This is a genomic window from Gordonia sp. NPDC058843, from assembly GCF_042743165.1.
Lineage (GTDB): Bacteria > Actinomycetota > Actinomycetes > Mycobacteriales > Mycobacteriaceae > Gordonia.
In genome coordinates, this window is record NZ_JBHYNC010000049.1 from 12,404 (window position 1) to 38,444 (window position 26,041).

Genomic DNA, 26,041 nt, shown 5'->3' on the forward strand with positions numbered 1-26,041 from the left:
GGCCGTACCAGTCCGTGTCCCGTCGTACCGACGGCACGACCGAGATCGCCACCGCATCGTCGGTTCGGCGACTCCCGTCGACGCCGCTAGCCGCAGCACTGCTCGTCCTCACCCTCCTCAGCATCGCGCTGGCCACCGCGTTCGGCGCCGAGACCATCCCCGTCGGCGACGTGTGGCACACCGTCATCGGTCGCGTGACCGGAGCGGAACTCGACTCGGCGCACGCCGTGATCATCTGGGATCTCCGCCTGCCCCGGTCCGTCCTGGCCGCGCTCGTCGGAGCCGGGCTCGCATTGGCTGGTGCGCTCATGCAGGCCCTGGTCCGCAACCCGCTCGCCGAGCCCTACCTGCTGGGTGTGTCCGCCGGTGCCGCCGTCGGGGCCACCGCCGTCATGACGCTCGGCGTGCTCACCGGCCTCGGGGTGTGGGCGCTCTCCGGCGGCGCGCTCCTCGGTGCGCTCGCCGCCACCGTCACGGTGTATCTGGTCGCTCGCGCACAGGGCGGGCTCACCGCACTGCGGCTCATCCTGTCCGGAGTGGTGTTGTCGTCGGCGTTCATGGCGTTGTCGTCACTACTGGTGTTCACCGCCGCCGACCCGCACGCCGCCGACAACGTGATGTTCTGGATGCTGGGCAGCGTCGCGGGGGCCACCTGGGCGAAGGTGCAGATCGCCGGAACGGTCGTCGTGGTCACCGTGATCGCGATGCTCGCCATCCACTCCTGGCTCGACGCCTATGCGGCCGGCACGGACACCGCGACGTCACTCGGCGTCCCGGTGCGGGCGATGCGCAACGCGCTGTTCGGGATTCAGGCCGTCCTGGTCGGCGTGCTCGTGGCCGTCGCCGGCGGCATCGGCTTCGTGGGTCTCATCGTCCCGCATGCCGCCCGGCTTCTGGTCGGCGCCACCCACCGGGCGATGCTGCCGGTGGCGGTCTGCGGCGGCGCACTGTTCCTGGTGTGGGTCGACGTCATCTCCCGGGTGGCCGCCGCGCCACGCGAGATGCCCCTCGGCATCGTGACCGGTCTGATCGGCGCGCCGATCTTCCTGTTCCTCATGGGCCGACGCCAGTATGTGTTCGGCGGTGGCTCATGACGAGTTCACCACGAGTCGAGTCGATGGCGTTGCGCACGAACGCGCTCGGCTGCAGGCGGGGCGGTCGCGTCATCCTGCGGAACGTCGATCTCGACGTGCCGGCGGGCACCCGACTGGCCATCGTCGGTCCCAACGGTGCGGGCAAGAGCACCCTGTTGCGCACGCTGTGCGGTCTCGAACGTCCGGTCGCAGGCACCGTCGAGGTGGGCGGTGACGACCTGCATCACATCCCGTCCCGACGCCGCGCGATGTCGATAGCGGTGGTGGGCCAAGAGGAACAACCGTCCGCTGAACTGACGGTCGCCGAAGCGGTCGGCCTCGGCCGGACCCCGTACCGGTCGGCGTGGTCCACCGGGAGCTCCGACGATTCGACGGTGGTCGGTGACGTTCTGGCACAGGTCGGCCTCGACGGTTGGGGTTCTCGTGCATGCACCCAGCTATCCGGCGGTGAACGACACCGCGTCGTCCTCGCCCGCGCACTCGCGCAGCAGACCCCGATCCTGGTGCTCGACGAACCGACCAATCATCTGGACGCCGCGTGGCGTCTGCGGCTCATGGAGATCCTCGACGAGCTCGACGCCACCGTCCTCGCGGCTATGCACGACCTGGATCTTGTCCTCCGTCACTTCGATTCCGTCGCAGTGGTTTCCGACGGTGGAGTGGTCGCGCACGGACCACCGATCGAGGTGCTGACGCCGGATCTGCTGGCGGACGTCTTCGAGGTCTCCGGGACCGTCGTCACCCATCCGTCCACCGGCCTGCCCCACCTCCTGCTGAACTCCCCGACCACCTCTGTTCCCCGAGCTCTGACGAAAGACATCCCGTGAGAGGAAATCCCCTGAGTACGCACACCTTCCGAACCCCCGCTGCCATCATGGTCGCCGCCCTGACGCTCGGCGCCGCCACCGCCTGTGGAACCGACAGCTCCGCGGCGTCGGAAAGCAGTGTGACCGTGACCAACTGCGGCGCAGATGTCGCATTCCCACAGCCTCTCGACCGGTTGTTCGTCAACGACGGCGGCATGATCGCGATCGCGCTGGCGGCAGGCGCCCGGGACAAGATGGTGGCCGTGAGTGCGCTCGCCCGGGACAAGGACGTCCTCCGGCTCGAGTACGGACCTCAAGTGGACACACTGAACGAGGTCGCGACCGAACGTCCCACGCTCGAGAACATCGTCGCGGCGAAACCCCAGGTGTTGTATGCCGGATACAACTACGGAATGAGCGAGTCGCGCGGCATCACGCCGGAGATCCTGGCCCCGCACGGCATCGACGTGTACCAGCAGTCCGAGGCGTGCCGGCAGGTCGAGGGTGAGGCGCAGCGCGGCACCATGGACCCGTGGGTCGCGCTCGACACCGATCTGCGGAACATCGGCACCATCACCGGCAATCCCGACCAGGGCGCCGCCGCGGCCGACGAGGTGGGCGATCGCCTCGAAAAGCTGCGCGCGGCACCGCAGCCCGCCGACAAACCCACGGTCTTTGTGTTCGACAGCGTCTCCGACACCATCTTCTCCTCCGGATCCTTCGGCGGCCCGCAGGGCATCATCGACGCCGCCGGCGCCCGCAACGCGACCGAGGACATCGAGGACACCTGGACCGCCGTCAGCTGGGAGCGCCTCACCACCGCGGACCCCGACGTCATCGTGTTCGTCGACTATCCCGGCCAGTCGGTCGAGGAGAAGATCGCCGCACTGCGCTCGAACCCGGCGAGCCGGAACCTGAAGGCGGTGCGCGAGAACCGATTCGTGAACCTTCCGTACGCGATGTGGGTGTCGAGCCCACTGAACATCGACGCCGCCGAGATCATGCGCAATGTCCTGGAGAATCATGGCCTTGCACCCGAATCCGGGATCACGCCGTCGCTCGACGTCGCGCAACTCGACCTCGGGGGCAACAACTGGCTGGAGTGAGTCGCGGGACGCCCTGTAGAACGCGTAGGGCGGCGGCGATTGTTGTGCCGCCGCCCCACGGACATTTCAGTACACCCCTACCACGAGGCACTGACAAGTTCTCGCCGTCGAATAGCGTTGCACAACATAGTTTTTAGGGTTGCCATGTGCCCGTGTTGGTGTACACTCGAACACACATTCGCAGCAACGGTTCTCCGGGGGTGGCCATGTCTGACGAGCCCGCTACGCCGCAACCGCGTGCCGTCGAGTTGGTGACCGAGTTGCATGCGATCCTCGATGAACTGCAGTCCGTCGACCTGTCGCCGTGTACCGATGCCGAGTTGGCTGATGTGGCAGCCGATACCGAACGTGCCATCGCCCGGTTGACCGTCGCCGGTGACCGCCAGATCGATCAAGTCGAGGCCCGCGACCTGCCCCGCAAAGCAGGCTGCCGAACACTCATGCAGTTCATGACCCACCGGCTGCGGGTCTCCAACCCGATGCGGCGCCGTAAGCAGATGGATGCCACCGCCACCCGCACCAGCCTCGGCGGCGAGGTCCTGCAACCCGAACACCCCTGCTTCGCCGAGGCTTTCGCCGCAGGAGCGGTCGGCTCTGCACACGTGCAGGCCGCCCTCGATGTCCTCGACCAGATACCGCACGCCGTCGCACACGATGTGAAAGTCGCGGCCGAACGACAGATGGCCGGGATCGCCGTCGATCACACGCCCGCCGACATCACCCAGTTGGGTGCCCGTCTGCTCGCCCACCTCGATCCCGACGGCACCCTCACCGACGATTCGGAACGCAAAAGGCGCCGGAATCTGTGGGTCAACCGCCAACGCGCCGACGGCACCGCCAAACTCACCGGCACCCTCACCCCCGAACTCGCCGCCCGCATCACCATGCTCTTGGCCGTCTGGGCCAAACCCGGCATGAACAACCCAGGCGACCCGCACTCGCCGACCGGTTCGGTCGACGACGCCGACCCCGACGTTCTCGCCGCCGCCGCCGACCGCGACGACCGGACCCCCGCCCAGATCAACCACGACGCACTCAACGCACTTCTCAAGGCTGTCCTCGAGGACGGCCTGCTCGGAACATCGCACCGCGGACTACCCGTGCAACTGATCATCAAAGCCGACCTCGACGACCTGATCCGTGAAGCCGGGCTCGCCACCACCGCCACCGGCACCCTGCTCCCCATCCCCGACCTCATCGAGATGGCCGCCGATGTCCAACCGTGGTTGGCGATCTTCAAGAACTCGACCGCAGTGCCCCTGTACTTCGGGCGCGGCAAACGCCTCGCCACCCGCGCACAACGCCTCGTCTCCTTCGCCCGCCCCGACGGTGAGGTCTGCTCAGCGCCCGGCTGCGACCAGCCCGCCACCCACGTCGACATGCATCACGCCCACAAGGATTGGGCCAAAGGTGGTCTCACCGACATCGACCAGCTCGCCCCGGCCTGCCCGCGCCACAACCGGATGGTCGGTGACCAGCCCGGCCAGTACACCACCCGGATCGAACGGTCCGGCCCCGACGAAGGCCGCTGCATCTGGCGGTTGAACGCCGAACCGGGCGCACCACCCAACCCCGGCCGCCTCAACCGCCGACCCGACATACCCAAACGGTTCGCGACACACCTGCGCGACATACGCGACGAGATCCACGGACCACCACCCCGGTCCGGCGGACAGTCACGCTCAGACGCCGCCAGCCTCGACCACACCGGCCGGCGTCTCGAACTCGCGTACCGGGAACTCGTCCACCCGCGAACACCACTCAAGCGCCTCACCACAGAACCGCTGACCCCAGTCGAAGCGGCCCTCGCACGCGTACTCACCGAACACAGGTAGTTGCAAGCAAACACGGCGAGCGGACCAGCAGACAAACACGAGGGGCCCGGCATCAACATGCCGGGCCCCTCGTGGGTGTCAGTGCGCCTGATGCGAGATCAGACCTGCGGTGCCTCCGTGAAGTTACGGGTGACCGCCGGGTCAACCGGGATGCCCGGGCCCGTCGTGGTCGAGACGGTGACCTTCTTGATGTAGCGGCCCTTGGCGGCAGACGGCTTGGCGCGCATGATCTCGTCGAAGGCAGCGCCGTAGTTCTCGGCCAGCTTGGCCGGGTCGAACGAAGCCTTGCCGATGACGAAGTGCAGGTTCGCTGCCTTGTCGACGCGGAAGTTGATCTTGCCGCCCTTGATGTCGTTGACGGCCTTGGTGACGTCTGCGGTCACGGTGCCCGTCTTCGGGTTCGGCATCAGGCCGCGGGGTCCGAGGACACGCGCGATGCGGCCGACCTTGGCCATCTGATCCGGGGTGGCGATCGCGGCGTCGAAGTCCAGCCAACCGCCCTGGATGCGCTCGATCAGATCCTCGGCGCCGACCTCGTCAGCACCGGCGGCGGCGGCCTCGGCGGCCTTGTCGCCGACGGCGAACACGATCACGCGGGCGGTCTTACCCGTACCGTGCGGCAGATTGACGGTGCCTCGAACCATCTGGTCTGCCTTGCGGGGGTCGACGCCCAGCCGGATCGCGACCTCGACGGTCGCGTCGGTGTTCTTCGACGAGGTGTCCTTGGCAAGCTCCACAGCCTCCAGCGGGCTGTACAGCTTGGTCTTGTCGACCTTTTCGGCCGCGGCCGAGTAGGCCTTGCTCTTCTTGCTCATCTGCTCTGTTCCTTCTCCGCACTACCGGCGGGGTTTGTGGTGCGGGCCGAGCCGGCCCTCCCACGAGAAATTCGGTGGTGGCTCTCAGCCCTCGACGGTGTCGAAGGCGCGAGATCGCAAGCTCACTCGACGGTGATGCCCATGGACCGAGCAGTACCGGCGATGATCTTCGCGGCCTGGTCGATGTCGTTGGCGTTCAGGTCTTCGGCCTTGGTCTTGGCGATCTCACGGACCTGGTCCATGCTCACCTTGCCGACCTTGTTGGTGTGGGGCTCGCCGGAGCCCTTCTGGAGGCCTGCAGCCTTCAGCAGCAGCTTCGCCGCCGGCGGGGTCTTCAACTTGAAGTCGAAGGAGCGATCTTCGTAGACGAAGATCTCCACCGGGATGACGTTGCCGCGCTGCGACTCGGTCGCGGCGTTGTAGGCCTTGCAGAACTCCATGATGTTCACGCCGTGCTGACCAAGCGCCGGACCCACGGGCGGGGCCGGGTTTGCCTGGCCTGCCGAGATCTGGAGCTTGATGATCCCGGCGAGCTTCTTCTTCTTGGGAGGCATCTCTGATCCTTGCTTGTTTCCTTGCGAATCCACGCCCGCTGGAGACGTGGAAGTCTGTGTTTATCCGGTTGTCCCGCTCCCTGAGGAGCGAGCGAAGCGAGCCCCTCCCGCTCCCTGAGGAGCGAGCGAAGCGAGCCTCGAAGGGCTAGATCTTCTCCACCTGGTTGAACGCGAGCTCGACCGGCGTCTCGCGACCGAAGATGGACACGAGCACCTTGACCTTGCGCTGCTCGGCGTTGACCTCGCTGATCGACGCGGGGAGTGTGGCGAACGGGCCGTCCATGACGGTGACCGACTCGCCGACCTCGAAGTCGACCTCGATGACGTTCGACGCGGCAGCGGCTGCGGCCTCGACACCCTCGGCGGCAGATCCACGCGAGCTGGGCTTCTTGGCCTCGGTCCGCGGCATCAGGAACTGCAGCACCTCGTTGAGCGAGAGCGGCGAGGGCTTGCTGGTCATCCCGACGAAGCCGGTCACGCCCGGCGTGTTGCGCACGGCGCCCCACGACTCGTCGTTGAGCTCCATGCGGACGAGGATGTAACCCGGCAGCACCTTGCGGTTGACCTTCTTGGGCTGACCGTTCTTGATCTCGGTGACCTCTTCGGTCGGCACCTCGACCTGGAAGATGTAGTCGCCGACGTCGAGGTTCTGCACGCGGGTCTCGAGGTTGGCCTTCACCTTGTTCTCGTAACCGGCGTAGCTGTGGATCACGTACCAGTCGCCGGGCGCGCGACGGAGCTGCTTACGCAATTCCTCGACCGGATCGACTTCGGCTTCCTCGGCCGGGGCCTCGTCGGCCGGAGCCTCGTCGGCATCCGCCTCAGCAGTGTCGACATCCTCGGAGACCGTGTCCTCGGCCGGGGCCTCGTCACCCTCGACGACCACGTCGTCGGCAGCCGCGTCACCCTCGGTGCCCACCGCGTCGGTCACGGCCGCATCGACGTCGACATCGGCCACGTCGACGGAATCGGTCGAGGCGAGTTCGTTCTCCGGGGTGCTCACTGCAGCCCACGCTCCTTATGGTTCATCTGGCGGTCGTACTCCTCGTCGCCGGCCGAGCCCACCGCGTGGGTCAGCCGAACAACCAGAGGACGCCCTTGGCGAAGGCGAGGTCGAGGCCGGAGATGAACGCGGTCATCACGATGACGAACACGAGCACGACGATCGTGTAGACGATCATCTCGCGCCGCGTAGGCCAGATGACCTTCTTCAGCTCGGCGACGACCTGCGTCAGGAAGAGCCAGATCTTGACGATCGGATTCCGGCTTTCCTCGGCAGACGCCTTCTTCTTGGTCTTGCGTTCCTTGACGGCGACGGACCCCGGATCGGAGTCGGTGTCGCCATCGGTTGCACCCGCCGGCGAGCGACGTCCGCGAGCAGAGCGTTTACCGGACGGACGCAGCTCCTTGGCGGTTCCGGTCGACGTCTCGTCGTCCGTTCCCGCGTCGGTGGCGTCGTCGCGACCGTCGAGCTCTGCCGCAGCCGAATCGGCCGCAGAATCCTCTGCGGCGTCTTTGGCGCGGGCGGCCCGGTCTCGCTTGCTCAACTTCGCGGTCCTCTCGTCAGCGTGTGCCCTTCACCAGGGCAGGGGCGACAGGACTTGAACCTGCAACCTGCGGTTTTGGAGACCGCTGCTCTGCCAATTGAGCTACGCCCCTTTGCGACGCCCCCACCGAGGTGGTCGGCGTTGCCGTCTTCTCGATCCGGCCCCGTGGGGCCCGCCGACGATTCGTCGCCGACAAAACCAACGCGCCACCCTATGGGTAGCGCGCAAGCCTGAATCAATCAGACACTTCAGTGTAGATCACCGGGGCGGTGGACCCAAAACGAGCTTCGTCCGCTCCCCCGACGACCGTACACCCGCGTCGACGTCCCGCCCTCATGCTGTGCGCCCACCAGCGAGTTCGATGCGCGGCCAACCTTCGAGATCCCGCTGCATCTGCCGATCATGGGTGGCGACGACGAGTGCGCAGTCCGCTGTGCCGAGTGCGCCCGTCAGCTCGTCCACGAGATCGGCCGAGAGATGATTCGTCGGCTCGTCGAGGAGCAGGACGTCCGGTCGGACGATCAGGCAGGAGGCCAGGTGAAGTCGACGCTGCTGCCCCTGCGACAGCCGCGCGACCGGGGTCCGAACGGCATCTGCGTCGAGTAGCCCGAGGCTACGAAGCGATGGGGCGTCGCCGCCCAGCGCGTCCAGACGTCGGCGCTGTTCGTCGTAGACATCGTGCGCGGTCCGGTCCGGCGCCCACCGCGGGACCTCTTGCGTCATGATCCCGACGCGGGTCCCGGCACGGACGTCCAGCCGGCCCCCATCGGCTGGGATCAGTCCGGCGAGTACCGCGAGGAGGGTGGACTTGCCGGTCCCGTTGCGGCCGACGAGTAGAAGGCGCGAGCCGCCCACGATCGAGACCGACACCGGCGCATCGAGACGCCCCGCGACGGTGAGGTCCCATCCGTCCAGCAGTCGAAGCCCGGCGCGCGTTGCCGACCCCGGCCAGCCGAACGGTGCGGGAGGAACCGGGACGGTGATCCGATGCCGCTCCAGCTCCTCGACGCGGCGGTTGAAGAGTTGTACGGCACCTCCCGCCCGGCTCGCTCGCTGGTGCTTGCCGGTTCCCTTGTCCGGCGTCCAATGGGTCTGCAGACGCCCGCGGGCGGCGTCGGCCGCGCGGACGAGTTCGTCGCGAGCAGCCTGCTGAGCTGCATGATCCCGCTCCCAGCGCTCGCGCTCCCGGCGTCGGCCCGCGACCCACCCGTCATAGCCGCCCCGGTAGATCCGCGGGCGTCCGTCCCTGGTCGGGTCCAGATCGAGGAACTCGGTCGCGACGTCCCGCAGGAATGCGCGGTCGTGACTGACGACCGCGACGCCGCCGGGATATTCGCACAGCCGGCGGGTCAGGAACGTCAGGGAGTCGGCGTCGAGGTGATTGGTCGGTTCGTCCAGCAACAGCAGGTCGGTGGCCGCACCCAGCACCACCGCCAGCCGTACCCGATACCGCTGGCCCACCGACAGGGTCGACAGAGGTCGCTCGCGGTCTGTGCACGCGACCATCCCGGCGAGCGCGATGTCGATGCGACGTTCGGCATCCCATGCGTCCAGGCGGGTGGCCAGCTCGAGGGCGGCGGCATAGGCGTCGTCGGCTCCCGGCACTTCCCGGGCCAGTGCGTCGGTCGCCGCGTCGAGCCGGGCGAGCGCCTCGAGGGAGTCGCCGACGGCGTCGGAGATCAGGGCGCCGACGGTGCGCTCGTCACCGGTCGGCAGATCCTGTTCGACCATCGCGACCGTGCCGGCACGCGTGACGGTCCCGCTGTCCGGACCGACCGTCCCGGCGAGGACATGGAGCAGCGTGGTCTTGCCGCGACCGTTCTCGCCGACCACGGCCAGCCTCGAGCCGGCGGACACGGTCGCGTCGACCTCGTGGAGTAGCGGACGGTCGCCGCGCATGACGCTCACGGCCTCGGCACGGACATGGGCGGCCGAACCTGCGGGGAATTGCGGGCCGGAGGGTCGAGAAATGGGTTCAGTAGACATGGATGTGTTCTCAGCTCGTCTGTATCCGATGAGAGACAAGGCTTCTCATCGAGTCGGGAGCCGGACAACACGACAGTGCCGTCCGGCGTCGGATACCGGGACGGCGTACGAGAACTACAGGTGGGAACTCAGAGGGAACTCGTCGCCGTCAGCGACGAGTCCAGAGCTTCAACGAGGCGATGCCGGAGTACATGAGTGGCGACGTTAACAGCGGCGATCGGCACGATCAATTGAATTGAATGACGGCCTGAGCGCGCCCGAAGATGCGGCGGTCGCCCTGCTTGGCGGTGATCGCGATGGTCCCGCGACGGGTGGCGGGATCGAGCGACTTGACCTTGCCCGTGAAGTCGACGGCCGCGCTGGCGTCGGCCGGGACGTACACCGGGCTGGTGAAGCGCACGTTGTACTCGCAGAACGCCGCCGGGTCGCCGATGAACTCGGAGACGAAGCTCGCGCCGAGCCCCATCGTCTGCATTCCATGGGCGACCACGTCGTCCATCCCGGCCGCGTTCACGACGTGGTCGGAGAAGTGGATCGGGTTGGGGTCGCCGGCGACACCCGCGTAGTTGGAGAGGTTGCCGCGCGTCAGCAGGTAGCGCTTGGGCGTCAGCTCCTGGCCCACCGTGAGTGTGTCGAAGTCGATGGCACCGAAGGCGCCGGGCGACTGCGTCGGGTCGGGCAGGTCGTAGCGCCCCGCCTTCGGCTCGACGGTGTGACCGGACTCCCCGATGGTGTCGACCTTGATCATCACGTGGTCGAGGGACGCCTCCAGCTCCGGGTCGACGTCCATGCCGGGACGCGCGGCCAGTGACGTCCACGTGGTCATGACCGGTTCGTCGTGCTGGTTCCAGATGACGTTCTTGGTGACCATCAGGTCGATCATCTCGGGGCTGCTGACGTGCCGGAACGACTCGAGGGAGACGTCGCAGATCAGACGGTCCCCGACCTTCATCGGCTGGTGGTAGACCAGGCGCTGATCGGTCTGCATGATCTGCCACATGTCGTAGCCGGTGATGACGTCTTCGAAGAGCTTGCGCTGCGCGATGATCCCCAGCACGGACACATAGGTGGGTGCCGCGATCAGGCGATCGTGACCGAAGGCCTTCGCGCCTTCCTCACTCCAGTGGGTGGGGTGCGCGTCCTGTACGGCCATCGCGTGCTTACGGATCTCCTCGCGGCCGATCTCGTAGTAGTCGTCGACGGTGTAGTGGAAGCCGACGAGGCTCTGGGTGTGAGCGGCGATCTCCTCGGGGGTCGGCTTCGCACCACCGTTGGACGCCTCGTCCGGACGATCCTGGATCTCGGCTCCGGTTACCTGTGACATTGAGCACTACTCCCTTCGGGCCCACCACAGCAAGACGGGCCGCCTCGTGACGAGGCAGCCCGCTGCTGGATGTACTCCGGAATGGCCGACGACAGCGTCAGCGCGATTCCTTGTGCGCCTGATGCTTGCCGCAGTTCGGGCAGAACTTCTTGATCTCGAGGCGATCGGGATCATTGCGGCGGTTCTTCTTCGTGATGTAGTTACGGTGCTTGCACACCTCGCAGGCCAAGGTGATCTTGGGGCGAACATCTGTTGAGGAGGCCACTTGATTGCCTTCTTTCGGGTGGTACGTGGTCGGGTTCGGCAGTTCCCTCAGGGCTTGCGACCCTTGCGCTCGGTTCCGGTCGGACCCGATGTGTAGCGGTGGAGGGACTCGATCCCTCGACCTCACGATTATGAGTCGTGCGCTCTAACCAGCTGAGCTACACCGCCCCGCGGACTTGTCGTCCAGCGAGCCCCCTGACGGAATCGAACCGTCGACCTTTTCCTTACCATGGAAACGCTCTACCGACTGAGCTAAGGGGGCGTGCCCCGGGCAGTTGTGCCCGAGAGCCTTAACGAGGTTACACACTCGCGTCTGCGCTAGCCAAATCGCTGGTCGGCGACCGTCTGTAGTGCAGTTTCGCGAAGATGAACCACGCTGTGGCAGGTATAGGATTCGAACCTATGTAGCTTGCGCGACGGATTTACAATCCGCTCCCTTTGGCCGCTCGGGCAACCTGCCGTGCCGCTCTCCCAGGCCGTCGCGACAGCCGTTCGAACAACGCCGTGAAGAATACAACGAACACCACGTCCACGCGCAAACCGGCTGGTCAACCGGACTCACATGGCCATGACATACCCTGTCGGACATGGCTGATTCATCGTTCGACGTGGTGAGCAAGATCGACCGCCAGGAGGTCGACAACGCCCTCAACCAGGCTGCCAAGGAGTTGTCGCAGCGGTATGACTTCCGCGGCACCAACACCGGCATCGAGTGGTCCGGCGAGGAGAACATCGTCATCACCTCCGACGCCGAGGAGCGTGCGCAGGCCGGCCTCGAGGTCTTCAAGGAAAAGCTGATCCGTCGCGACATCTCCCTCAAGGCGTTCGACGCCGGGGAGGTCGTCGGCTCCGGCAAGACCTTCAAGATCAGCGGCACGCTGGTGCAGGGCATCGACTCCGAGCACGCCAAGAAGATCTCCAAGAAGATCCGCGACGAGGGCCCCAAGGGCGTCAAGGCGCAGATCCAGGGCGACGAGCTGCGCGTGTCGAGCAAGAAGCGCGACGACCTGCAGGCCGTGATCGCGCTGCTCAAGGGCGAGGACTTCGGTATCGCCCTGCAGTTCGTCAACTACCGCTGATCGCCGCCCCCGGCGGCCGTACCGACATCTGCACACGGAAACCCAGACGGGCGCTGCGTCGTTTGACTGGGTGAGGGCGCCTGCACTCCTCGGCCGGTATCCGGGTTCGCCCGGACCGGCCTGAGGAGCCCGAGAACCGCGGCGCCGGACAGACGAGGACCCGATGCATCTCAACGGCTTGAAGACGGCGGCTCTGCTGGGCCTGATGTCGGCGATCATCGTCGGCATCGGTGCGCTGTTCCAGAGCCCGCTGATCCTGTGGGGATCAGTGGTCGTCGCCGTCGGCATGAACGCCTACGTCTACTTCAACAGCGCGAAGATGTCGCTCAAGGCGATGCACGCGCAGCCGGTCACCGAGCTCCAGGCACCGGTCATGTATCGGATCGTGCGTGAACTGGCGACGACGGCGCACCAGCCGATGCCCGCGCTCTACATCTCCCCCACCGAGTCACCCAATGCGTTCGCCACGGGCCGCAACCCCAAGAACGCGGCGGTGTGCTGCACCACCGGCATCCTGCAACTGCTCGACGAGCGCGAACTGCGCGCCGTGCTGGGCCACGAGCTGTCCCACGTGTACAACCGCGACATCCTCATCAGCTCGATCGCCGGGGCCATGGCCGCGGTCATCAGCGGTCTCGCCAACTTCGCGATGTTCATGGGCGCCTTCGGGGGTCGCGACAACTCACCCAATCCGCTCGCGATGCTGCTCATCGCTCTGCTGGGACCGATCGCGGCCACCCTGGTGAAGCTGGCCGTCTCCCGGTCGCGCGAGTTCCAGGCCGACCAGTCCGGCGCCGAACTCACCGGGGATCCGCTCGCACTGGCTTCTGCGCTGGCCAAGATCTCCGGCGGCGTGCAGGCCGCGCCGCTGCCGCCTCAACCGGACATCGCGGCCCAGTCACATCTGATGATCGAGAGCCCGTTCCGCGCCACCGACCGGATGGCCCGGATGTTCGCCACCCACCCGCCTACCGCCGAACGCATCCGTCGGCTGCAGGAGATGGCCCGCGACGGCCGCTGACCGCTAGCCGACGCGCTCGATCGTGTAGTCCACCAGGGATGCCAGCGCACGGTGGGCCGCGGACTCCGGGAGCTCGGCGAGCATCGCGTGCGCCTCGTCGGCGAACTCCTGCAACTTGGCCCGGGCGGCGGTCATGCCAGCCGACGAGCCGAGCAACTCGATCGCCTCGGCGACCTCGGCGTCGTCGGTGAGCGGCCGGGCGGTGCCGTCGTCGGCGACCAGCAGTTCGCGCAACCGGGCCGACGTCGGGTCGTCTCCGGCTACGGCATAGAGCACCGGCAGCGTGTGCACGCCTTCGCGGAGGTCGGTGCCCGGCGTCTTGCCCGACTCCACCGACACCGAACTGATGTCGATGATGTCGTCGGACACCTGGAAGGCGACCCCGACGATGTCGCCGATGCGCGAGAGGCGCTCGATGTCGTCGGGGGTGGCCCCGGACGCCATCGCCCCGAAACGGGCGGCGGCGGCGATCAGTGAGCCGGTCTTCTCCCAGACGACCTGCAGGTAGTGCTCGACGGGGTCGGCGCCGGGTTTGACCCCGACGGTCTCCCGCATCTGGCCGGTGACGAGTTCGGCGAAGGTCTCGGCGATGATGCGCACCGCTTCGGGTCCCAGCGTCGAGACGAGTCGCGAGGCACGCGCGAACAGGAAGTCCCCCGAGAGGATGGCCACGCTGTTCGTCCAACGCGCGTTGGCGCTGGCCGCGCCGCGCCGCATGGCGGCCTCGTCCATGACGTCGTCGTGATACAGCGTGGCGAGGTGGATCATCTCCACCACCGTCGCCGAGGTGATGACGTCGTCGGAATCCGGGCGCGGGCCGAACTGAGCGGCCAGGATCGCGAACATGGGCCGGAATCGCTTGCCACCGGCCTTCGCGAGGTGGGTGGCCGCCTCCGTCATGACCTCGTCACCCGACGAGAGTTCGCTGAGCAGCAGATCTTCTACCCGCTGCAGCGAGGAGCGCACCGTATCGGCGAACTCATCCGACACCAGGTCAACCCCGGCGAATGTGGACTTCACGGAAACGCGGCCCCATCTCGTCTGATCCGGCAATTCTCGTCGGTGCGACACGCGATCGCCGCGTCAACCCCACCTGCTGCTGAGCCTAACCCGTCGGGGGGCCGGACATACTGGTCGGGTGAGCACGGACACGACGCCTACTTTCCCCGATTCCGCCGACGTCCTCGTCGTCGGCGCCGGACCGGGTGGCTCCGCGGCGGCCGCCCATGCCGTCGCCGCCGGGCGGGACGTGGTTCTCGCCGATGCCGCGGTCTTCCCGCGTGACAAGACGTGCGGCGACGGACTCACTCCGCGCGCCGTCGCCGAACTCGACGCGCTCGGGCTGGGCTCGCTTCTCGCCGACCGTCCGCGCATCGACGGACTCCTGCTCAACGGTTGGGGTGCCCGCCAACAGGTCCGGTGGCCGTCGAGCCGGTTCCCGACCTACGGGAGCGCGGTGGCGAGAACCGAGTTCGACGACGCCATCCGCGCCCACGCGGTGTCGGCGGGAGCTCGAATGGTCGAGGGCGCCAAAGCAGTTGACGTCCAGATGAGTGGCGACCGGGTGGACTCGGTGACCTTCACCACCTCCTCGGGCTCGCACACCATCCGGGTGACCGACCTCATCGTCGCCGACGGGGTCCGCTCCGGAATCGGTAAATCGCTCGGCCGACACTGGCATCGAGACACCGCCTATGGGGTGGCGGCACGGGCCTACGCGCCGTCCGCGCGTGCCGATTCGCACTGGATGGGGTCACACCTCGAACTCCGCGGACCCGACGGCGGACTGCTGCCCGGCTATGGTTGGGTCTTCCCGCTCGGCGCGGCCGGCGGTGGCCAGGTCAACCTCGGCGTGGGAGCACTCGCGACGTCGAAACGACCGGCGCACATGGCACTTCGGCCGATCCTCGAACACTATGCCGCGATGGTGGCCGACGAGTGGGCCCTCGACGGCCCGCCCGTCCGCATCACCTCCGCACTGCTGCCGATGGGCGGGGCCGTGTCCGGTGTCGCCGGACGAAACTGGATGTTGATCGGCGACGCCGCGGCGTGCGTCAATCCACTCAACGGCGAGGGCATCGACTACGCACTGGAGACCGCCCGCCTCGCCGTCGAACTCCTCGGCACCGACGACTACACGGACCGGTGGCACGATGTCCTCGTCGAGCACTACGGGCTCGCATTCTCCGCCGCCCGACGCCTCGCCGGCCTGCTCACCATGCCCAAGACCGTCCCCACGCTGGGGCGTCCGGGCATCCGGTCCCCGCAGCTGATGTCCATGGTGGTGCGGGTCATGGGCAACCTGATCACCGCCGAGGACGCCGATCTCGTGGCCCGCGCCTGGCGCACCGCCGGACGCGTCTCCCGGCAGATCGATCCGCGCCCGCCGTTCTCCTGAAGGCGGAGGCCAGGCCCATCCGGGTGGCACATTGGAACAATCAGACTGTAGTGTTCCAAGCCGTGTGGTCGCTGCCGCACCTGTGAAAGAATCAGGCCACCCCTCGATCCAGGAGATGGAAGATGTCCGCCGCATCCACTCTCGCCACCCGAGCCAAGCACGCCGTCCAGAATCGGCTGGCGCAGCGCTACCACCTCCGCGGCGAGATGGACCACATGGACGCGGTACACGGTCCGACCGCGATCGCCCGCGCGCTCGGCACGCAGGAGTTCCCGTGGGGCATCACCCAGGCGCTGAGCTTCGCCCTGTTCCGCACCTACGCAGTGCCGTCGATCGGCGATCTCCTCTACAGGACCAGCCAGTTCACCGAGTCGACGCAGAAACGCTACGACGACACGGTGCTGCTCCTCGACGCCCCGATCGAGCACGGCGTCGACAGCCCGGCCGGCCGCGCGGGCATCCGGCGCATCAACCAGATGCACGGCATGTACGACATCCCCAACAGCGACTTCGTCTACGTGCTCGCGACCTTCGTCGTCTGCCCGGTCGAGTGGGTGAACTCCTACGAATGGCGTTCACTGACCAACCACGAGATCCTCGGACTCACCAATTACTACCGGCGACTCGGCCGGTTGATGGGCATCAAGGACATCCCCGAGACCTACGACGACTTCAAGAAGTTCTACGACGACTACGAGACCGCCAACTTCGCGTTCAGTCCCGACTCCCTCGCCGTCGCCGACGCCACGCTGGACCTGCTGGGCACGTTCATGCCGTACAAGCTGCTGCCGCGGGCGGTGGTGCGCCGGATGTCGTTCGCGCTCATGGACGATCGGCTGCTCGATGCATTCAAGTACCCGAAGCCGACCACGATCGAACGGGTCCTGGTCCGCGGCGGGCTCAAGGCGCGCGGACTCGCCATCCGGTTCTTCGCGGCGCCCCGAACCGAACCGCTCTTCGGACGCCAGACGAAGCAGGTCCGCAGCTACCCGGACGGTTTCCGCATCGACGACCTCGGCACGTTCGCGCCGGGGTGCCCGGTGTCGCACGACAACACGGTTCCCGTCGCCGAGACCCCGCGTGCCGCGAACTCCTGAGCGCCGCTAGGCCCGTGCGGAGTGGATCGCGGCGATGCCGCCGGTCATGTTCTCCCAACGCACGCCGGAGAATCCGGCGTCGCGGATGAGGTCGCCGAGCGCGAACTGATCCGGCCAGGCCCGAATCGACTCGGCGAGATAGACATACGCCTCCGGACTGCTCGAGACCTTGGTCGCGACGGCGGGCAGCGCCTTCATCAGGTACTCCATGTACACGGTCCGGAACGGCTTCAGCGTCGGCGTCGAGAACTCACAGATCACCAGTCGCCCACCGGGTTTCAACACCCGTCGGAGCTCGGCGAGCGCCTTCGGCACGTCGTTGACGTTGCGCAGGCCGAAGGAGATGGTCGCGGCGTCGAAGGAATCGTCGGCGAACGGGAGCGACAGGGCGTCCGCGGCCACCTTCGGCACGGTCCGGTGGGCGCCGGCCTTGAGCATGCCGAGCGAGAAGTCGGCGGCTATGCAGTGTGCACCCGACGACGCCAGCTCGACGGTCGACACCGCGGTGCCGGCCGCGAGGTCCAGCACGGTGTCGCCGGGGTGTAGGTCGAGTGCCCGGCGGGTCTTCTTGCGCCAGCCGCGATCCCGACCGAACGACAGGACCGTGTTGGTGAGGTCGTAGCGCCGGGCGACGCCGTCGAACATGGCCGCGACCTCGGCCGGGTCCTTCTCCAGGCTCGCCCGGCCCAGACTCGCTCGTTCCGGTGGTGTCGCGCCCGTCGATGCCATGCCGATCACGCTACCGGGCGTCCGGGGCCGGACTGCCGTGAGGTGCATCGCCTCGGACAGGCCCGCCCGGCCGCTCAGGCGAGCCGCCCCACCTCGGTCACGACTCCGCCACCCGTCACAGCCGCGTAGTGGCCCACCAGTTCCGCGCACACCGCGGGCCAGGTGCGTGCGCGGACGGCCTGCACGGCGGCGCGGCCGAACGCCGCGCGCACCGACTCGTCGTGCAGGGACTCGACGATCGCGGGCAGCGTGTCGGCGAAACCCTCGACCTCCAGCAGGTACCCGGTGCGGAACGCCGACACCAGGTCGCGGGGGCCGCCCGCATCGGGGCCTATCACGGGCAGTCCGCTGGCCATCGCCTCCTGGATGGCCTGACAGAATGTCTCGTGCTCGCCTGCGTGCACGAACACGTCGAAGCTGGCATACGCACGCGCGAGGGCCTCACCGCGCAGTTCGCCGGTGAACACCGCATCCGGCATCAACCGCTCGAGCCGGTCGCGCTCGGGACCATCACCGACGATCACCAGCTGGACCCGCCGGTTCCCCGACAGTCCGGCGAGCCGCTCGACGTGCTTCTCCGGCGCGAGACGGCCGACGAATCCGACCACCAGAGTGTCGTCCCGCGCGGCCGGCCCCAGCCAGTCCGCGCGCAGCGACGCATCGCGTCTGTCCGGCGAGTAGAGCCCGACATCCACCCCGCGGCCCCACCGCCGGAGGCGCGGCACGCCGTGTGCGGCGAGCACGTCCAGCGTTGCCGTCGACGGCGCCAGGGTGAGGTCGCACATCTCATGCAACCGCCGCGTGTACCGCCAGGCGAGTTTCTCGACCGCACCCAGTCGATAGGCCGCCGCGAATCCGGCCACGTCGGTCTGGAACACGGCCACGACAGGTACGCCGAGCGCCCGTGCGGCGACCGCGCCCGCGGCACCCACCACGAACGGAGAGGCCAGGTGCACGACATCCGGCTCGAAGTCGCGCAACGTGCGGTACAGCAGGGGTGACGGCACACCCACCGGCAGGGAGGTCACCCGCGGCACCTGTACGGCGGGCAACAGGTGCACCGGGGTCCGGCGGCCGATCAGCCGCGGACCGCCCGGCACCCCGCGCGGGGTGTCGGGTGCGATGACCACTGCGGTGTGCCCGGTGGACTCGAGGTGGTCGACAACCCGGAGAACGGAGTTGACCACCCCGTTCATCTGGGGCAGGAAGCTCTCGGCGACGATCGCGACGCGCATGATCGCGATCGTCCCCCGGCGACCTGACCGGCCTGCACTCCGGGACGTGTCGGCCCGCCCAATTCGGGATGAACGGTCAGTTGCCCGCGCACCGGGGGAGAATGGAGGGGTGGCCAACACCCATCTTCTGCTGCTGAGCCGCTGGCTCACCCCCGTCCCGGCATTCCTCGCGCCGATCACCCGGCCGGGTTGCCGCATCGGCTACGTCCCCACCGCGTCGTCGATCTACCCCGATCACGCCTGGCTCGACCTGGAACGGGACACGCTGGGGCAGCAGGGATACCAGGTCACCGACCTCGATCCGGAGCTCATGGGTGCCGCCGCCTTCGCCCGGGCACTCCAGGCGGTGGATGCCGTCTTCGTCGCCGGCGGCAACACATTCCACCTGCTCGGTGCGCTGCGGCTGGCCGGCGCCGACCGCGCGATCGTCGACGCGGTACGGTCCGGCCTCCCCTACATCGGGGTCAGCGCGGGTGCCGCGGTCGTGGGTCCCGACATCGCGCCCCTGGCGCTGCTGGACGATCTCACCGAGGCCGCGCCCCTGACCTCGACCGAAGGTCTCGGACTCGTCGAGGTCACAGTGATCCCGCACGCGGAGGGCACGGTCGGCGGTCGCGGACCGGTCGAGGCGACGCGGAAACGATTCGGCAACGACCATCGGCTGCATTTCCTGCGTGACGACGAGGCGATCGTCGTCTCCGACGGAACCCTCAGGGTGATCCCGGGCTGACCGTCTCATCCCGCTCGGCCGTGTCCCCGTCTGCCGTGTCCCCGTCTGCCATGTCCCCATCTGCCGCGTCCCCGTTCGACTCATCGGCATCATCGCGTCGCGCCCATCGGCGACTGGACTCCGCGACCGCGACCATCAGCAGGCCGACGACGAGCCATGCCCCGACCACCACCGACAGGGCCGGGATGATCGACAGCACCGCGGTCCGGCCGGTCGGGCGGGCGAGATCGGGGTTGTAGACCGCGTAGTCGACGCTGATGCGCTGCCCCTCGCTCAGCTCGGTCGGATACAGCAACCCGAAGCGGGGACTGTGGAACGAGCCGTCGGATGTCTGGAAGTTCACCGCGGCGTGCAGGCTGTCCACCGACACGACCTCGGCCATCACGGTCGCCTTGCCGGCGTCGATCGCCGAGTCGTTCTTGAAGCAACCGGCGATGAGGGTCAGCGCCATGAAGGTGATCGTGACGCCGACGACCAGCAGACCGAGCTGCACGCGTCGCTGGATCACCGGATTCATGCCGTTCAGACTAGCGGGCACCGATCCGGCGGCTTCCGGCCCGACCGTTCCCGGCCGACGGGCGCCGCGCTACCGCAGCCGAGCCGCGATGGCCGCGTGCACTGCTCGCAGCCGTTCGCGGTCGGTGGCGACCTCGATGACCTCGATCCCGCCGGGGGCCGGGTCTTGTGCGAGTACCGCCGCCAGTTCGCCGACGCCGGCCCGGCGATGCGGGATGTGGAAGCCCGCGCACATCGACGCGATGTCGGTGCGGTGCGGCGTCCCGAAGACGCGCTCGTAGGCCCCGGCGTACAGGCCGGTGTTGTACCGCGGGTCGCCCTGTTCGAGCAGGCCGAAGATGCCGCCCCCGTCGTCGTTGGCGACGACGATCCGCAGCGACGACGGCCGCGGTTCGCCGGGGCCGACGACCAGGCCGGTTGCGTCGTGCACGAACGTCAGGTCCCCCATCAGCGCGATGGTCCGCGCCCCGGCGCGGTCCCGGTCGAGCGCCATCGCGGCCCCGATCGCCGTCGAATTGGTGCCGTCGATCCCGGCTACCCCCCGGTTGGACAGGACCCGCACCCCGTCGGCGATCCGACCGGCCAACGCGATGTCGCGGATGGGATTGCTGGCCCCGACGACGAGCTGGTCGCCCGCGGAAATGGCGTCGCCGACCGCCCGTGCGACGTGGAGCCCGGTGGCCGGGCCCGGTTCGTCGAGTTCGGCGGTGACGGCAAACGCCACCCGCTCCTGGACCGCCGCGCACTCCTTGAGCCAATCCTCACGCGGCTCGCCGACGACCTCGATGCGGGTACCGGTCGCGTAGACGTTGCCCGACACGTCCGGCCAGCGCGGACCGGTGGTCAACGCGTAGACCCGGACCTCGGGGTCGGCGAGCAGGCGGGACACCCCGCGATGCAGCGTCGGACGGCCGCAGATGATGGCCTGCTGGGGCCGCACCGAGGCCAGACCGAGCGGATGCAGCGGCGTCGCCGCCCGCGGCGCCGTCGGCTCGGCGACCGTGGGGATGCCCGCCAGGCCGGGATGGACGCCCGATCCGTGCCCCGACACGACCACGGTGTCCAGGGACAGGTCGATGGGCAGCGGGACGTCGAGCTTGCCGACGGGCGCCTGCGTCCACGGCAGCCCGCCGGGCCGACCGGAGAAGATTCCGAGGTCGGTCGTCGGGTCGGCACCCGCGAGCTCGTCCGGGTCGGGGACGAGCGGTTCACGCAGCGGGATGTCGAATTGGACCGGGCCGGCATTGCCGGTACGCGCGCCCCGGGCCGCGGCGAGCACGCGGCCCACCGCCGAACGCCACTGGCTGTTGGTGTCGAGATCCTGTTCGGCCAGGCCGAGACTGATCGCGGCGCGCACCTGGGTCCCGAAGATGCCGAACTGTTCGACGGTCTGGTTGGCACCGGAGCCGAGAAGCTCATAGGGCCGGTTGGCACTGACGACGACGAGTGGCACCCGCGCGTAGTTCGCCTCGAAGACCGCCGGCCCCATGTTCGCGACGGCCGTGCCGCTCGTCATCACGATGGGCACGGGTTGTCCCGACGACACCGCGAGCCCGAGCGCAAGGTAACCGGCCGACCTCTCGTCGATGCGCACGTGCAGGCGCAACCGCCCGGTGGCGTCGGCGGCGTGCAGGGCGAAGGCGAGCGGCGCGTTGCGCGACCCCGGGCACAGGACGGCCTCACGGACACCGCCGCGGATCATCTCGTCGACGATGACCCGGGCCTGCAGCGTGGACGGGTTGGGCCCCGGGGCGTTCTGGGCCGGTCGGTTCATCCCACAAGCGTAGTGGTGGGTCCGGGACCCACCACTGGGTAGTCCGACTCCCGACATCGCGACGGGGAGCGGCGTTACCCTCGTCACGTGGGCTTTTACGACGACCGAGTCCTGCCGCACCTCATCGAACGAACCTGCGGCATGGCCGCACTGACACCGCTGCGAGCACGGGCCTGCGCACCCCTGTCCGGCCGGATGATCGAGATCGGATTCGGTTCGGGCCTCAACGTCGGCGTCTACCCCGCCGCCATCACAGAGGTCGCAGCGGTCGAGCCGTCGACGGTCGCATGGTCGATGGCCGCCGATCGCGTCGCCACCTCGCGGGTGCCCATCGAACGCTCCGGGCTCGACGGCCAGCGGCTCCCGTTCGACGACGATTCGTTCGACGCCGCGCTCACCACCTTCACGTTGTGCAGCATTCCCGACGTGCGGGCGGCGCTGCGCGAACTGCGACGGGTGCTGCGCCCGGGCGGGCACCTGGCGTTCCTCGAGCACGGCTCCGCACCCGACCCCGGGGTCCGCCGGTGGCAGCGACGCCTCGAGCCGATCCAGAAGCGGGTTGCGGGCGGCTGCCATCTCACCCGCGACGTGCGAGCCGAGCTCACCGCCGCCGGCTTCGCGCTCGGGCCCGTCGACGCGTTCTATCAGCCGGGCGTCCCGAAACCGTTCGGCGCGTTGAGCCTCGGGACCGCCCGGCCGGCCTGACCGCGGGCGGGGGCCGGCGGTTCCCGGGTGGTCCTGCCCTACTGTGGACCCAGTGCGTCGCTGGTCGGTACTGGTCCTCCTCACCGTGGTCGCGACGCTTCTGCTCGAGGTGTTCGACGTCGACGCCGCCGCCCTGTTCGCGGGTCTCGTCGTCGCGGGCGGCCTCGCGATCGCCGGCCGAGCTCCGCGTGGCCGCGCCGACGCCGACCCCGACGACCCGATCGTTCCGCGGTGGGCCTTCGTCGCCTCCCAGGGCGTTCTCGGCGTCTTCATCGGCACCATGGCCGAACCCGAGACCGTCAGCGGGCTCGGGTCGTCGTGGTTCCCGGTGCTCGTCATCGGTCTCGGCACCCTGGTCATCTCGATCGCCTGCGGCGCGCTGCTCGGACTGCACCGCGACGTCGACCCGCTGACCGGTTCACTCGCACTCGTCGCCGGCGGTGCGTCGGGGCTGGTGGCGCTGGCCCGCGAGTTCGGCGGCGACGAGCGGATGGTCGCGGTCATCCAGTATCTGCGCGTCGCGCTGGTCACGGTCACCATCCCGCTCGTCGCCTCGCTCGTGTTCGGCGCCGACGGGGACGCCGTCGCACCGGGAGCAGACGCCTGGTCGGCGGAGACCCTGCAGGACCAGGCCTGGGGACTGCTGCTCCTCGCGGTGTGCCTCGGTGTCGGGATTCCGCTCGGCCGGCTGATGCGCATGCCCGCTGCCGGTCTGCTCGGTCCGCTGTCGCTGGCGACCGTGGCCGAGCTCACCGGGATCGCAGGTTCGGCCGAGGTCTCCCCCGCGCTGCTCGCCGTCGCCTACGCGGTGATCGGTTGGCAGGCCGGTCTCGGTTTCACGATCCCGCGATTGCGTGCGATCGGACGTGTCCTGCCACTCGCGCTGGTACTGATCCTCGTCATCGGGGCCGGCTGCGCCCTGCTGGGGGTCGTGCTCTCGGCGTGGACCGGGGAGTCGATGTTCGACTGCTATCTCGCGACGACGCCGGGCGGCATCTACGCCGTGCTCGCCGCTGCCACCGGGGCCGGGGGGAACGTCGCCTTCGTCGTCGCCGCCCAGATCCTGCGCGTGCTGCTCATGCTGTTCGTGGCGCCCTTCGCCGCTCGTCTCGCCGCGCGGCGGTCGCCGTGACCGTCCCGGACGACTCGGCGGTTACGTGTGACCCGCGTCCCACGTAAAGTCGGGAAGATGAGCGGGGAATCGAACACCGAATCCACATCCACGAACGGCCGATCCACCGGACACGGTCGCGAATTCGACGTCGTGGTGTACGGCGCCAGCGGCTTCGTCGGCGAACTCACGGCACGGTATCTGGCCGATCACGCGCCCATCGGCACCAAGATCGCGCTGGCGGGACGCAACGAGTCGAAGTTGACCGACGCCCGCAAGCGCCTGCCGCTGCGCGCGCACGACTGGCCGCTGATCATCGCCGACGCGGAGTCACCCGCGGCGCTCGACGCAATGGTCGCCCGCACCCAGGTCGTCTGCACGACCGTCGGCCCGTACCTCAAGTACGGCGAGGCCCTCGTGGTGGCAGCGGCCACCGCAGGCACCGACTACGTCGACCTGACCGGCGAGGTCCCGTTCGTGCGGTACTCCATCGACAAGGTCCACGACGTCGCCGCCGCCTCGGGCGCCCGCATCGTCCACTCGTGCGGCTTCGACTCCGTACCGTCCGACATCACCACCTACTCGCTGTACAAGAAGGTCGCCGACGACGGCGCGGGTGAGATGACCGACACGACACTGGTCGTCGCGTCGTTCCGCGGCGGGATCTCCGGCGGGACGATCGACTCCATGCGGGTCATCGCCGAGGAGGCCCGCAACGCCCAGTCGCGGCGTCTCATGCTCAACCCCCAGGCGCTGTCGAGCGGCCCGGGCGACGTCCCACGGGTCAACCTGTCCGACGAACCGAGTGACCTGTCCATCATCAACGCCAAGAAGGTCGACCCGTCCCTGCGCGGCACACTCGCCCCCTTCTTCATGGCGGCGCACAACACCCGGATCGTTCGGCGCTCGAATGCTCTGCTGGACAACGCCTATGGCAAGGACTTCCATTACGCGGAGACGATGAGCGTGGGCGGCGTCCCCGCGGTCTCGACCCTTCTCGCCGGCGCGGTCGCGGTCGGCACCGGCGCGTTCATGGGTGCGATGAGCTTCGGTCCCACACGTCGGGTCCTCGATCGCGTGCTCCCGAAGCCCGGCGACGGGCCGAGCGAAAAAGCCCGCGAGAACGGGTATTTCGTGGTCGACACGTTCACGCGGACCACCACCGGCCGTCGCTACCGCGCGCGGATGCGCGCCCAGGGCGACCCCGGATACAAGGCCACCGCGGTGATGCTCGCCGAGAGCGCTCTGGCGCTGGCCCTCGACCGGGACCGGCTGCCCAAGCGCGCCGGCGTCCTGACGACGGCCGTGGCGATGGGCGACGCCCTCATCGACCGTCTGCGCAACGCCGGGTTCAGCATCGACGCCACCGAGCTCAACGACTGACCCCATCTCCCCCCGACACCGCCCGATCACGTCGTTCGATGTCGTCCGGATCTTCTCCGGCACATTCGAACTCGCGCTCGGGCGGCGTCGCGTCCAGGGGTCGAAAATTTCTGGCACTCTACCCTCCAGAGTGCTAGACGAGTGCGGGATCCGGTGCTATCTTCGTTGCCAGTACAGCGATGAACTGCTCGTCAAACGGGTGGCGAGCAGCCTTGTAGAACAGGAGGTGACTGCTGTGCTTCGTTTCGATCCCTTTTCCGACATGGATGCCTGGACCCGAGGCATGATGACCGGTTCAGCGGCCGGAACCGCTCGCACTCCCCGATTCATGCCTCTGGACCTGTACAAGGTCGAGGACCACTATCTGCTCGTCGCCGACCTACCCGGCGCCGATCCCGGCTCCATCGACGTCAGCGTCGACAACGGAGTCCTGACACTGTCCGCCCGGCGGAGCACGCCGTCCGACGAGGGCGTGCAGTGGCTGACCAGCGAGAGATTCTCCGGAACCTACCGCCGTCAGCTGACTTTGGGCGACGCCATCGACAGCGCGTCGATCTCGGCCCGCTACGACAACGGCGTCCTCACCGTCACGATCCCCGTCGCCGAAAAGGCGAAGCCACGGCGGATCGAGGTGGAGAGCTCCGGCCGACCCCAGGCCATCGAGACCGGAACCGTCACGTAAGCCGGCCGTGCGCGGACGGCAACATTTCGCTCCCTGGTCCGAACGAACCACAGAGCCGCTGGCTCGCTCTGCTCCCCGAGGTGCGAGGAGCGATAGCGCCAGCCATTCTGCTCCCTGAGGTGCGAGGAGCGATAGCGCCAGCCATTCTGCTCCCTGAGGTGCGAGGAGCGATAGCGCCAGCCATTCTGCTCCCTGAGGTGCGAGGAGCGATAGCGCCAGCCATTCTGCTCCCTGAGGTGCGAGGAGCGAT

At 68.3% G+C, this 26,041-nt stretch carries 25 protein-coding genes and 4 tRNA genes; 13 read left to right on the plus strand and 16 right to left on the minus strand.

The genetic code is table 11. The features are described from left to right. Positions 1–14: 14 nt before the first annotated feature. The 4 genes from ACFW3F_RS22190 to ACFW3F_RS22205 all read left to right on the plus strand — a co-directional run bounded on the left by ACFW3F_RS22190 (position 15) and on the right by ACFW3F_RS22205 (position 4,841). Positions 15–1,094 (plus strand): FecCD family ABC transporter permease, encoded by a 1,080-nt coding sequence (locus ACFW3F_RS22190; RefSeq protein ID WP_388061284.1) that lies wholly within the window; start codon positions 15–17, stop codon positions 1,092–1,094. Beyond that, the gene (locus tag ACFW3F_RS22195) at positions 1,091–1,921 is read left to right on the plus strand and encodes an ABC transporter ATP-binding protein (protein ID WP_388061286.1); all 831 of its coding nucleotides are present in this window, start codon (positions 1,091–1,093) and stop codon (positions 1,919–1,921) included. The genes ACFW3F_RS22190 and ACFW3F_RS22195 overlap by 4 nt, the downstream gene beginning before the upstream one ends. A gap of 47 nt (positions 1,922–1,968) precedes the next feature. Then, complete coding sequence (locus ACFW3F_RS22200; protein ID WP_388061329.1) at positions 1,969–3,006, plus strand: ABC transporter substrate-binding protein; 1,038 nt, start codon at positions 1,969–1,971, stop codon at positions 3,004–3,006. 206 nt (positions 3,007–3,212) lie between these two features. Further along, positions 3,213–4,841, plus strand: coding sequence for a DUF222 domain-containing protein (locus tag ACFW3F_RS22205; protein WP_388061288.1), 1,629 nt, complete (start codon positions 3,213–3,215; stop codon positions 4,839–4,841). Between the two features lie 98 nt (positions 4,842–4,939). On the opposite strand, the gene rplA is transcribed toward ACFW3F_RS22205, so the two are convergent. The 11 genes from rplA to ACFW3F_RS22260 form a co-directional block, all read right to left on the minus strand. Continuing rightward, positions 4,940–5,656 carry a 50S ribosomal protein L1 gene (gene rplA, locus ACFW3F_RS22210; protein WP_388061290.1) on the minus strand — a complete coding sequence of 239 codons (717 nt, stop codon included), beginning with the start codon at positions 5,654–5,656 and terminating at the stop codon, positions 4,940–4,942. A 122-nt stretch (positions 5,657–5,778) separates the two neighbouring features. Continuing rightward, positions 5,779–6,210: a 50S ribosomal protein L11 gene (rplK, locus tag ACFW3F_RS22215; RefSeq protein ID WP_065629250.1), complete on the minus strand. Its 432-nt coding sequence runs from the start codon at positions 6,208–6,210 to the stop codon at positions 5,779–5,781. Positions 6,211–6,355: 145 nt separating this feature from the next. Continuing rightward, on the minus strand, positions 6,356–7,213 hold the full coding sequence (gene nusG, locus ACFW3F_RS22220) for a transcription termination/antitermination protein NusG (RefSeq protein WP_388061293.1): 858 nt from the start codon (positions 7,211–7,213) through the stop codon (positions 6,356–6,358). A gap of 70 nt (positions 7,214–7,283) precedes the next feature. Beyond that, complete coding sequence (gene secE / locus ACFW3F_RS22225; RefSeq protein WP_388061295.1) at positions 7,284–7,757, minus strand: preprotein translocase subunit SecE; 474 nt, start codon at positions 7,755–7,757, stop codon at positions 7,284–7,286. A gap of 39 nt (positions 7,758–7,796) precedes the next feature. After that, positions 7,797–7,869: transfer RNA gene (locus tag ACFW3F_RS22230), tRNA-Trp, on the minus strand. Positions 7,870–8,090: 221 nt separating this feature from the next. Then, entirely contained in the window at positions 8,091–9,743 is a 1,653-nt protein-coding gene (locus tag ACFW3F_RS22235) for an ABC-F family ATP-binding cassette domain-containing protein (protein ID WP_388061297.1), read from the minus strand. 226 nt (positions 9,744–9,969) lie between these two features. Next, positions 9,970–11,067 carry a fused (3R)-hydroxyacyl-ACP dehydratase subunits HadA/HadB gene (locus ACFW3F_RS22240; RefSeq protein WP_388061299.1) on the minus strand — a complete coding sequence of 366 codons (1,098 nt, stop codon included), beginning with the start codon at positions 11,065–11,067 and terminating at the stop codon, positions 9,970–9,972. A gap of 97 nt (positions 11,068–11,164) precedes the next feature. Beyond that, positions 11,165–11,332: a 50S ribosomal protein L33 gene (gene rpmG, locus ACFW3F_RS22245; protein WP_003929651.1), complete on the minus strand. Its 168-nt coding sequence runs from the start codon at positions 11,330–11,332 to the stop codon at positions 11,165–11,167. A gap of 93 nt (positions 11,333–11,425) precedes the next feature. Further along, positions 11,426–11,499 (minus strand) — tRNA-Met (locus ACFW3F_RS22250). Between the two features lie 21 nt (positions 11,500–11,520). Continuing rightward, positions 11,521–11,593, minus strand: a tRNA-Thr gene (locus ACFW3F_RS22255). 117 nt (positions 11,594–11,710) lie between these two features. After that, positions 11,711–11,791, minus strand: a tRNA-Tyr gene (locus ACFW3F_RS22260). Between the two features lie 127 nt (positions 11,792–11,918). On the opposite strand from ACFW3F_RS22260, the gene ACFW3F_RS22265 reads away from it, so the two are divergent. Together ACFW3F_RS22265 and htpX are read left to right on the plus strand one after the other, a co-directional pair. Beyond that, positions 11,919–12,410, plus strand: coding sequence for a YajQ family cyclic di-GMP-binding protein (locus ACFW3F_RS22265; RefSeq protein WP_388061301.1), 492 nt, complete (start codon positions 11,919–11,921; stop codon positions 12,408–12,410). Positions 12,411–12,573: 163 nt separating this feature from the next. Beyond that, positions 12,574–13,431 (plus strand): zinc metalloprotease HtpX, encoded by an 858-nt coding sequence (htpX, locus tag ACFW3F_RS22270; RefSeq protein WP_388061303.1) that lies wholly within the window; start codon positions 12,574–12,576, stop codon positions 13,429–13,431. A 3-nt stretch (positions 13,432–13,434) separates the two neighbouring features. On the opposite strand, the gene ACFW3F_RS22275 is transcribed toward htpX, so the two are convergent. Next, positions 13,435–14,451: a polyprenyl synthetase family protein gene (locus ACFW3F_RS22275; protein WP_388061305.1), complete on the minus strand. Its 1,017-nt coding sequence runs from the start codon at positions 14,449–14,451 to the stop codon at positions 13,435–13,437. Positions 14,452–14,569: 118 nt separating this feature from the next. On the opposite strand from ACFW3F_RS22275, the gene ACFW3F_RS22280 reads away from it, so the two are divergent. Both ACFW3F_RS22280 and ACFW3F_RS22285 read left to right on the plus strand, forming a co-directional pair. Next, positions 14,570–15,829 carry a geranylgeranyl reductase family protein gene (locus ACFW3F_RS22280; RefSeq protein WP_388061307.1) on the plus strand — a complete coding sequence of 420 codons (1,260 nt, stop codon included), beginning with the start codon at positions 14,570–14,572 and terminating at the stop codon, positions 15,827–15,829. A 122-nt stretch (positions 15,830–15,951) separates the two neighbouring features. Beyond that, a complete protein-coding gene (locus tag ACFW3F_RS22285; protein ID WP_388061309.1) occupies positions 15,952–16,926 on the plus strand; it encodes an oxygenase MpaB family protein in 975 nt (324 codons plus the stop codon). A gap of 6 nt (positions 16,927–16,932) precedes the next feature. Here the strand turns inward: ACFW3F_RS22285 and ACFW3F_RS22290 are convergent, their stop codons facing one another. Together ACFW3F_RS22290 and ACFW3F_RS22295 are read right to left on the minus strand one after the other, a co-directional pair. Beyond that, on the minus strand, positions 16,933–17,655 hold the full coding sequence (locus ACFW3F_RS22290; RefSeq protein ID WP_388061311.1) for a demethylmenaquinone methyltransferase: 723 nt from the start codon (positions 17,653–17,655) through the stop codon (positions 16,933–16,935). Positions 17,656–17,729: 74 nt separating this feature from the next. Then, positions 17,730–18,890 carry a glycosyltransferase family 4 protein gene (locus ACFW3F_RS22295; protein WP_388061313.1) on the minus strand — a complete coding sequence of 387 codons (1,161 nt, stop codon included), beginning with the start codon at positions 18,888–18,890 and terminating at the stop codon, positions 17,730–17,732. A 109-nt stretch (positions 18,891–18,999) separates the two neighbouring features. Between ACFW3F_RS22295 and ACFW3F_RS22300 the strand changes: the two genes are divergently transcribed. Further along, on the plus strand, positions 19,000–19,620 hold the full coding sequence (locus ACFW3F_RS22300) for a Type 1 glutamine amidotransferase-like domain-containing protein (RefSeq protein WP_388061315.1): 621 nt from the start codon (positions 19,000–19,002) through the stop codon (positions 19,618–19,620). On the opposite strand, the gene ACFW3F_RS22305 is transcribed toward ACFW3F_RS22300, so the two are convergent. Further along, positions 19,601–20,137, minus strand: a complete 537-nt coding sequence (locus tag ACFW3F_RS22305) for a hypothetical protein (RefSeq protein ID WP_388061317.1) — start codon at positions 20,135–20,137, stop codon at positions 19,601–19,603. The two genes, ACFW3F_RS22300 and ACFW3F_RS22305, sit on opposite strands and share 20 nt — an antisense overlap. Positions 20,138–20,206: 69 nt before the next feature. Beyond that, on the minus strand, positions 20,207–21,910 hold the full coding sequence (menD, locus tag ACFW3F_RS22310; RefSeq protein ID WP_388061319.1) for a 2-succinyl-5-enolpyruvyl-6-hydroxy-3-cyclohexene-1-carboxylic-acid synthase: 1,704 nt from the start codon (positions 21,908–21,910) through the stop codon (positions 20,207–20,209). A gap of 87 nt (positions 21,911–21,997) precedes the next feature. Here menD and ACFW3F_RS22315 point away from each other — a divergent pair, with 87 nt between their 5' ends. From ACFW3F_RS22315 to ACFW3F_RS22330, 4 genes are all read left to right on the plus strand, one after another. Then, positions 21,998–22,615 carry a class I SAM-dependent methyltransferase gene (locus ACFW3F_RS22315; RefSeq protein WP_388061321.1) on the plus strand — a complete coding sequence of 206 codons (618 nt, stop codon included), beginning with the start codon at positions 21,998–22,000 and terminating at the stop codon, positions 22,613–22,615. Between the two features lie 52 nt (positions 22,616–22,667). Then, positions 22,668–23,747, plus strand: coding sequence for an AbrB family transcriptional regulator (locus ACFW3F_RS22320; RefSeq protein ID WP_388061323.1), 1,080 nt, complete (start codon positions 22,668–22,670; stop codon positions 23,745–23,747). A 57-nt stretch (positions 23,748–23,804) separates the two neighbouring features. Continuing rightward, positions 23,805–25,109: a saccharopine dehydrogenase family protein gene (locus ACFW3F_RS22325; protein ID WP_388061325.1), complete on the plus strand. Its 1,305-nt coding sequence runs from the start codon at positions 23,805–23,807 to the stop codon at positions 25,107–25,109. Between the two features lie 235 nt (positions 25,110–25,344). After that, a complete protein-coding gene (locus ACFW3F_RS22330) occupies positions 25,345–25,791 on the plus strand; it encodes an Hsp20/alpha crystallin family protein (protein ID WP_388061327.1) in 447 nt (148 codons plus the stop codon). The last annotated feature ends 250 nt before the right edge of the window (positions 25,792–26,041 follow it).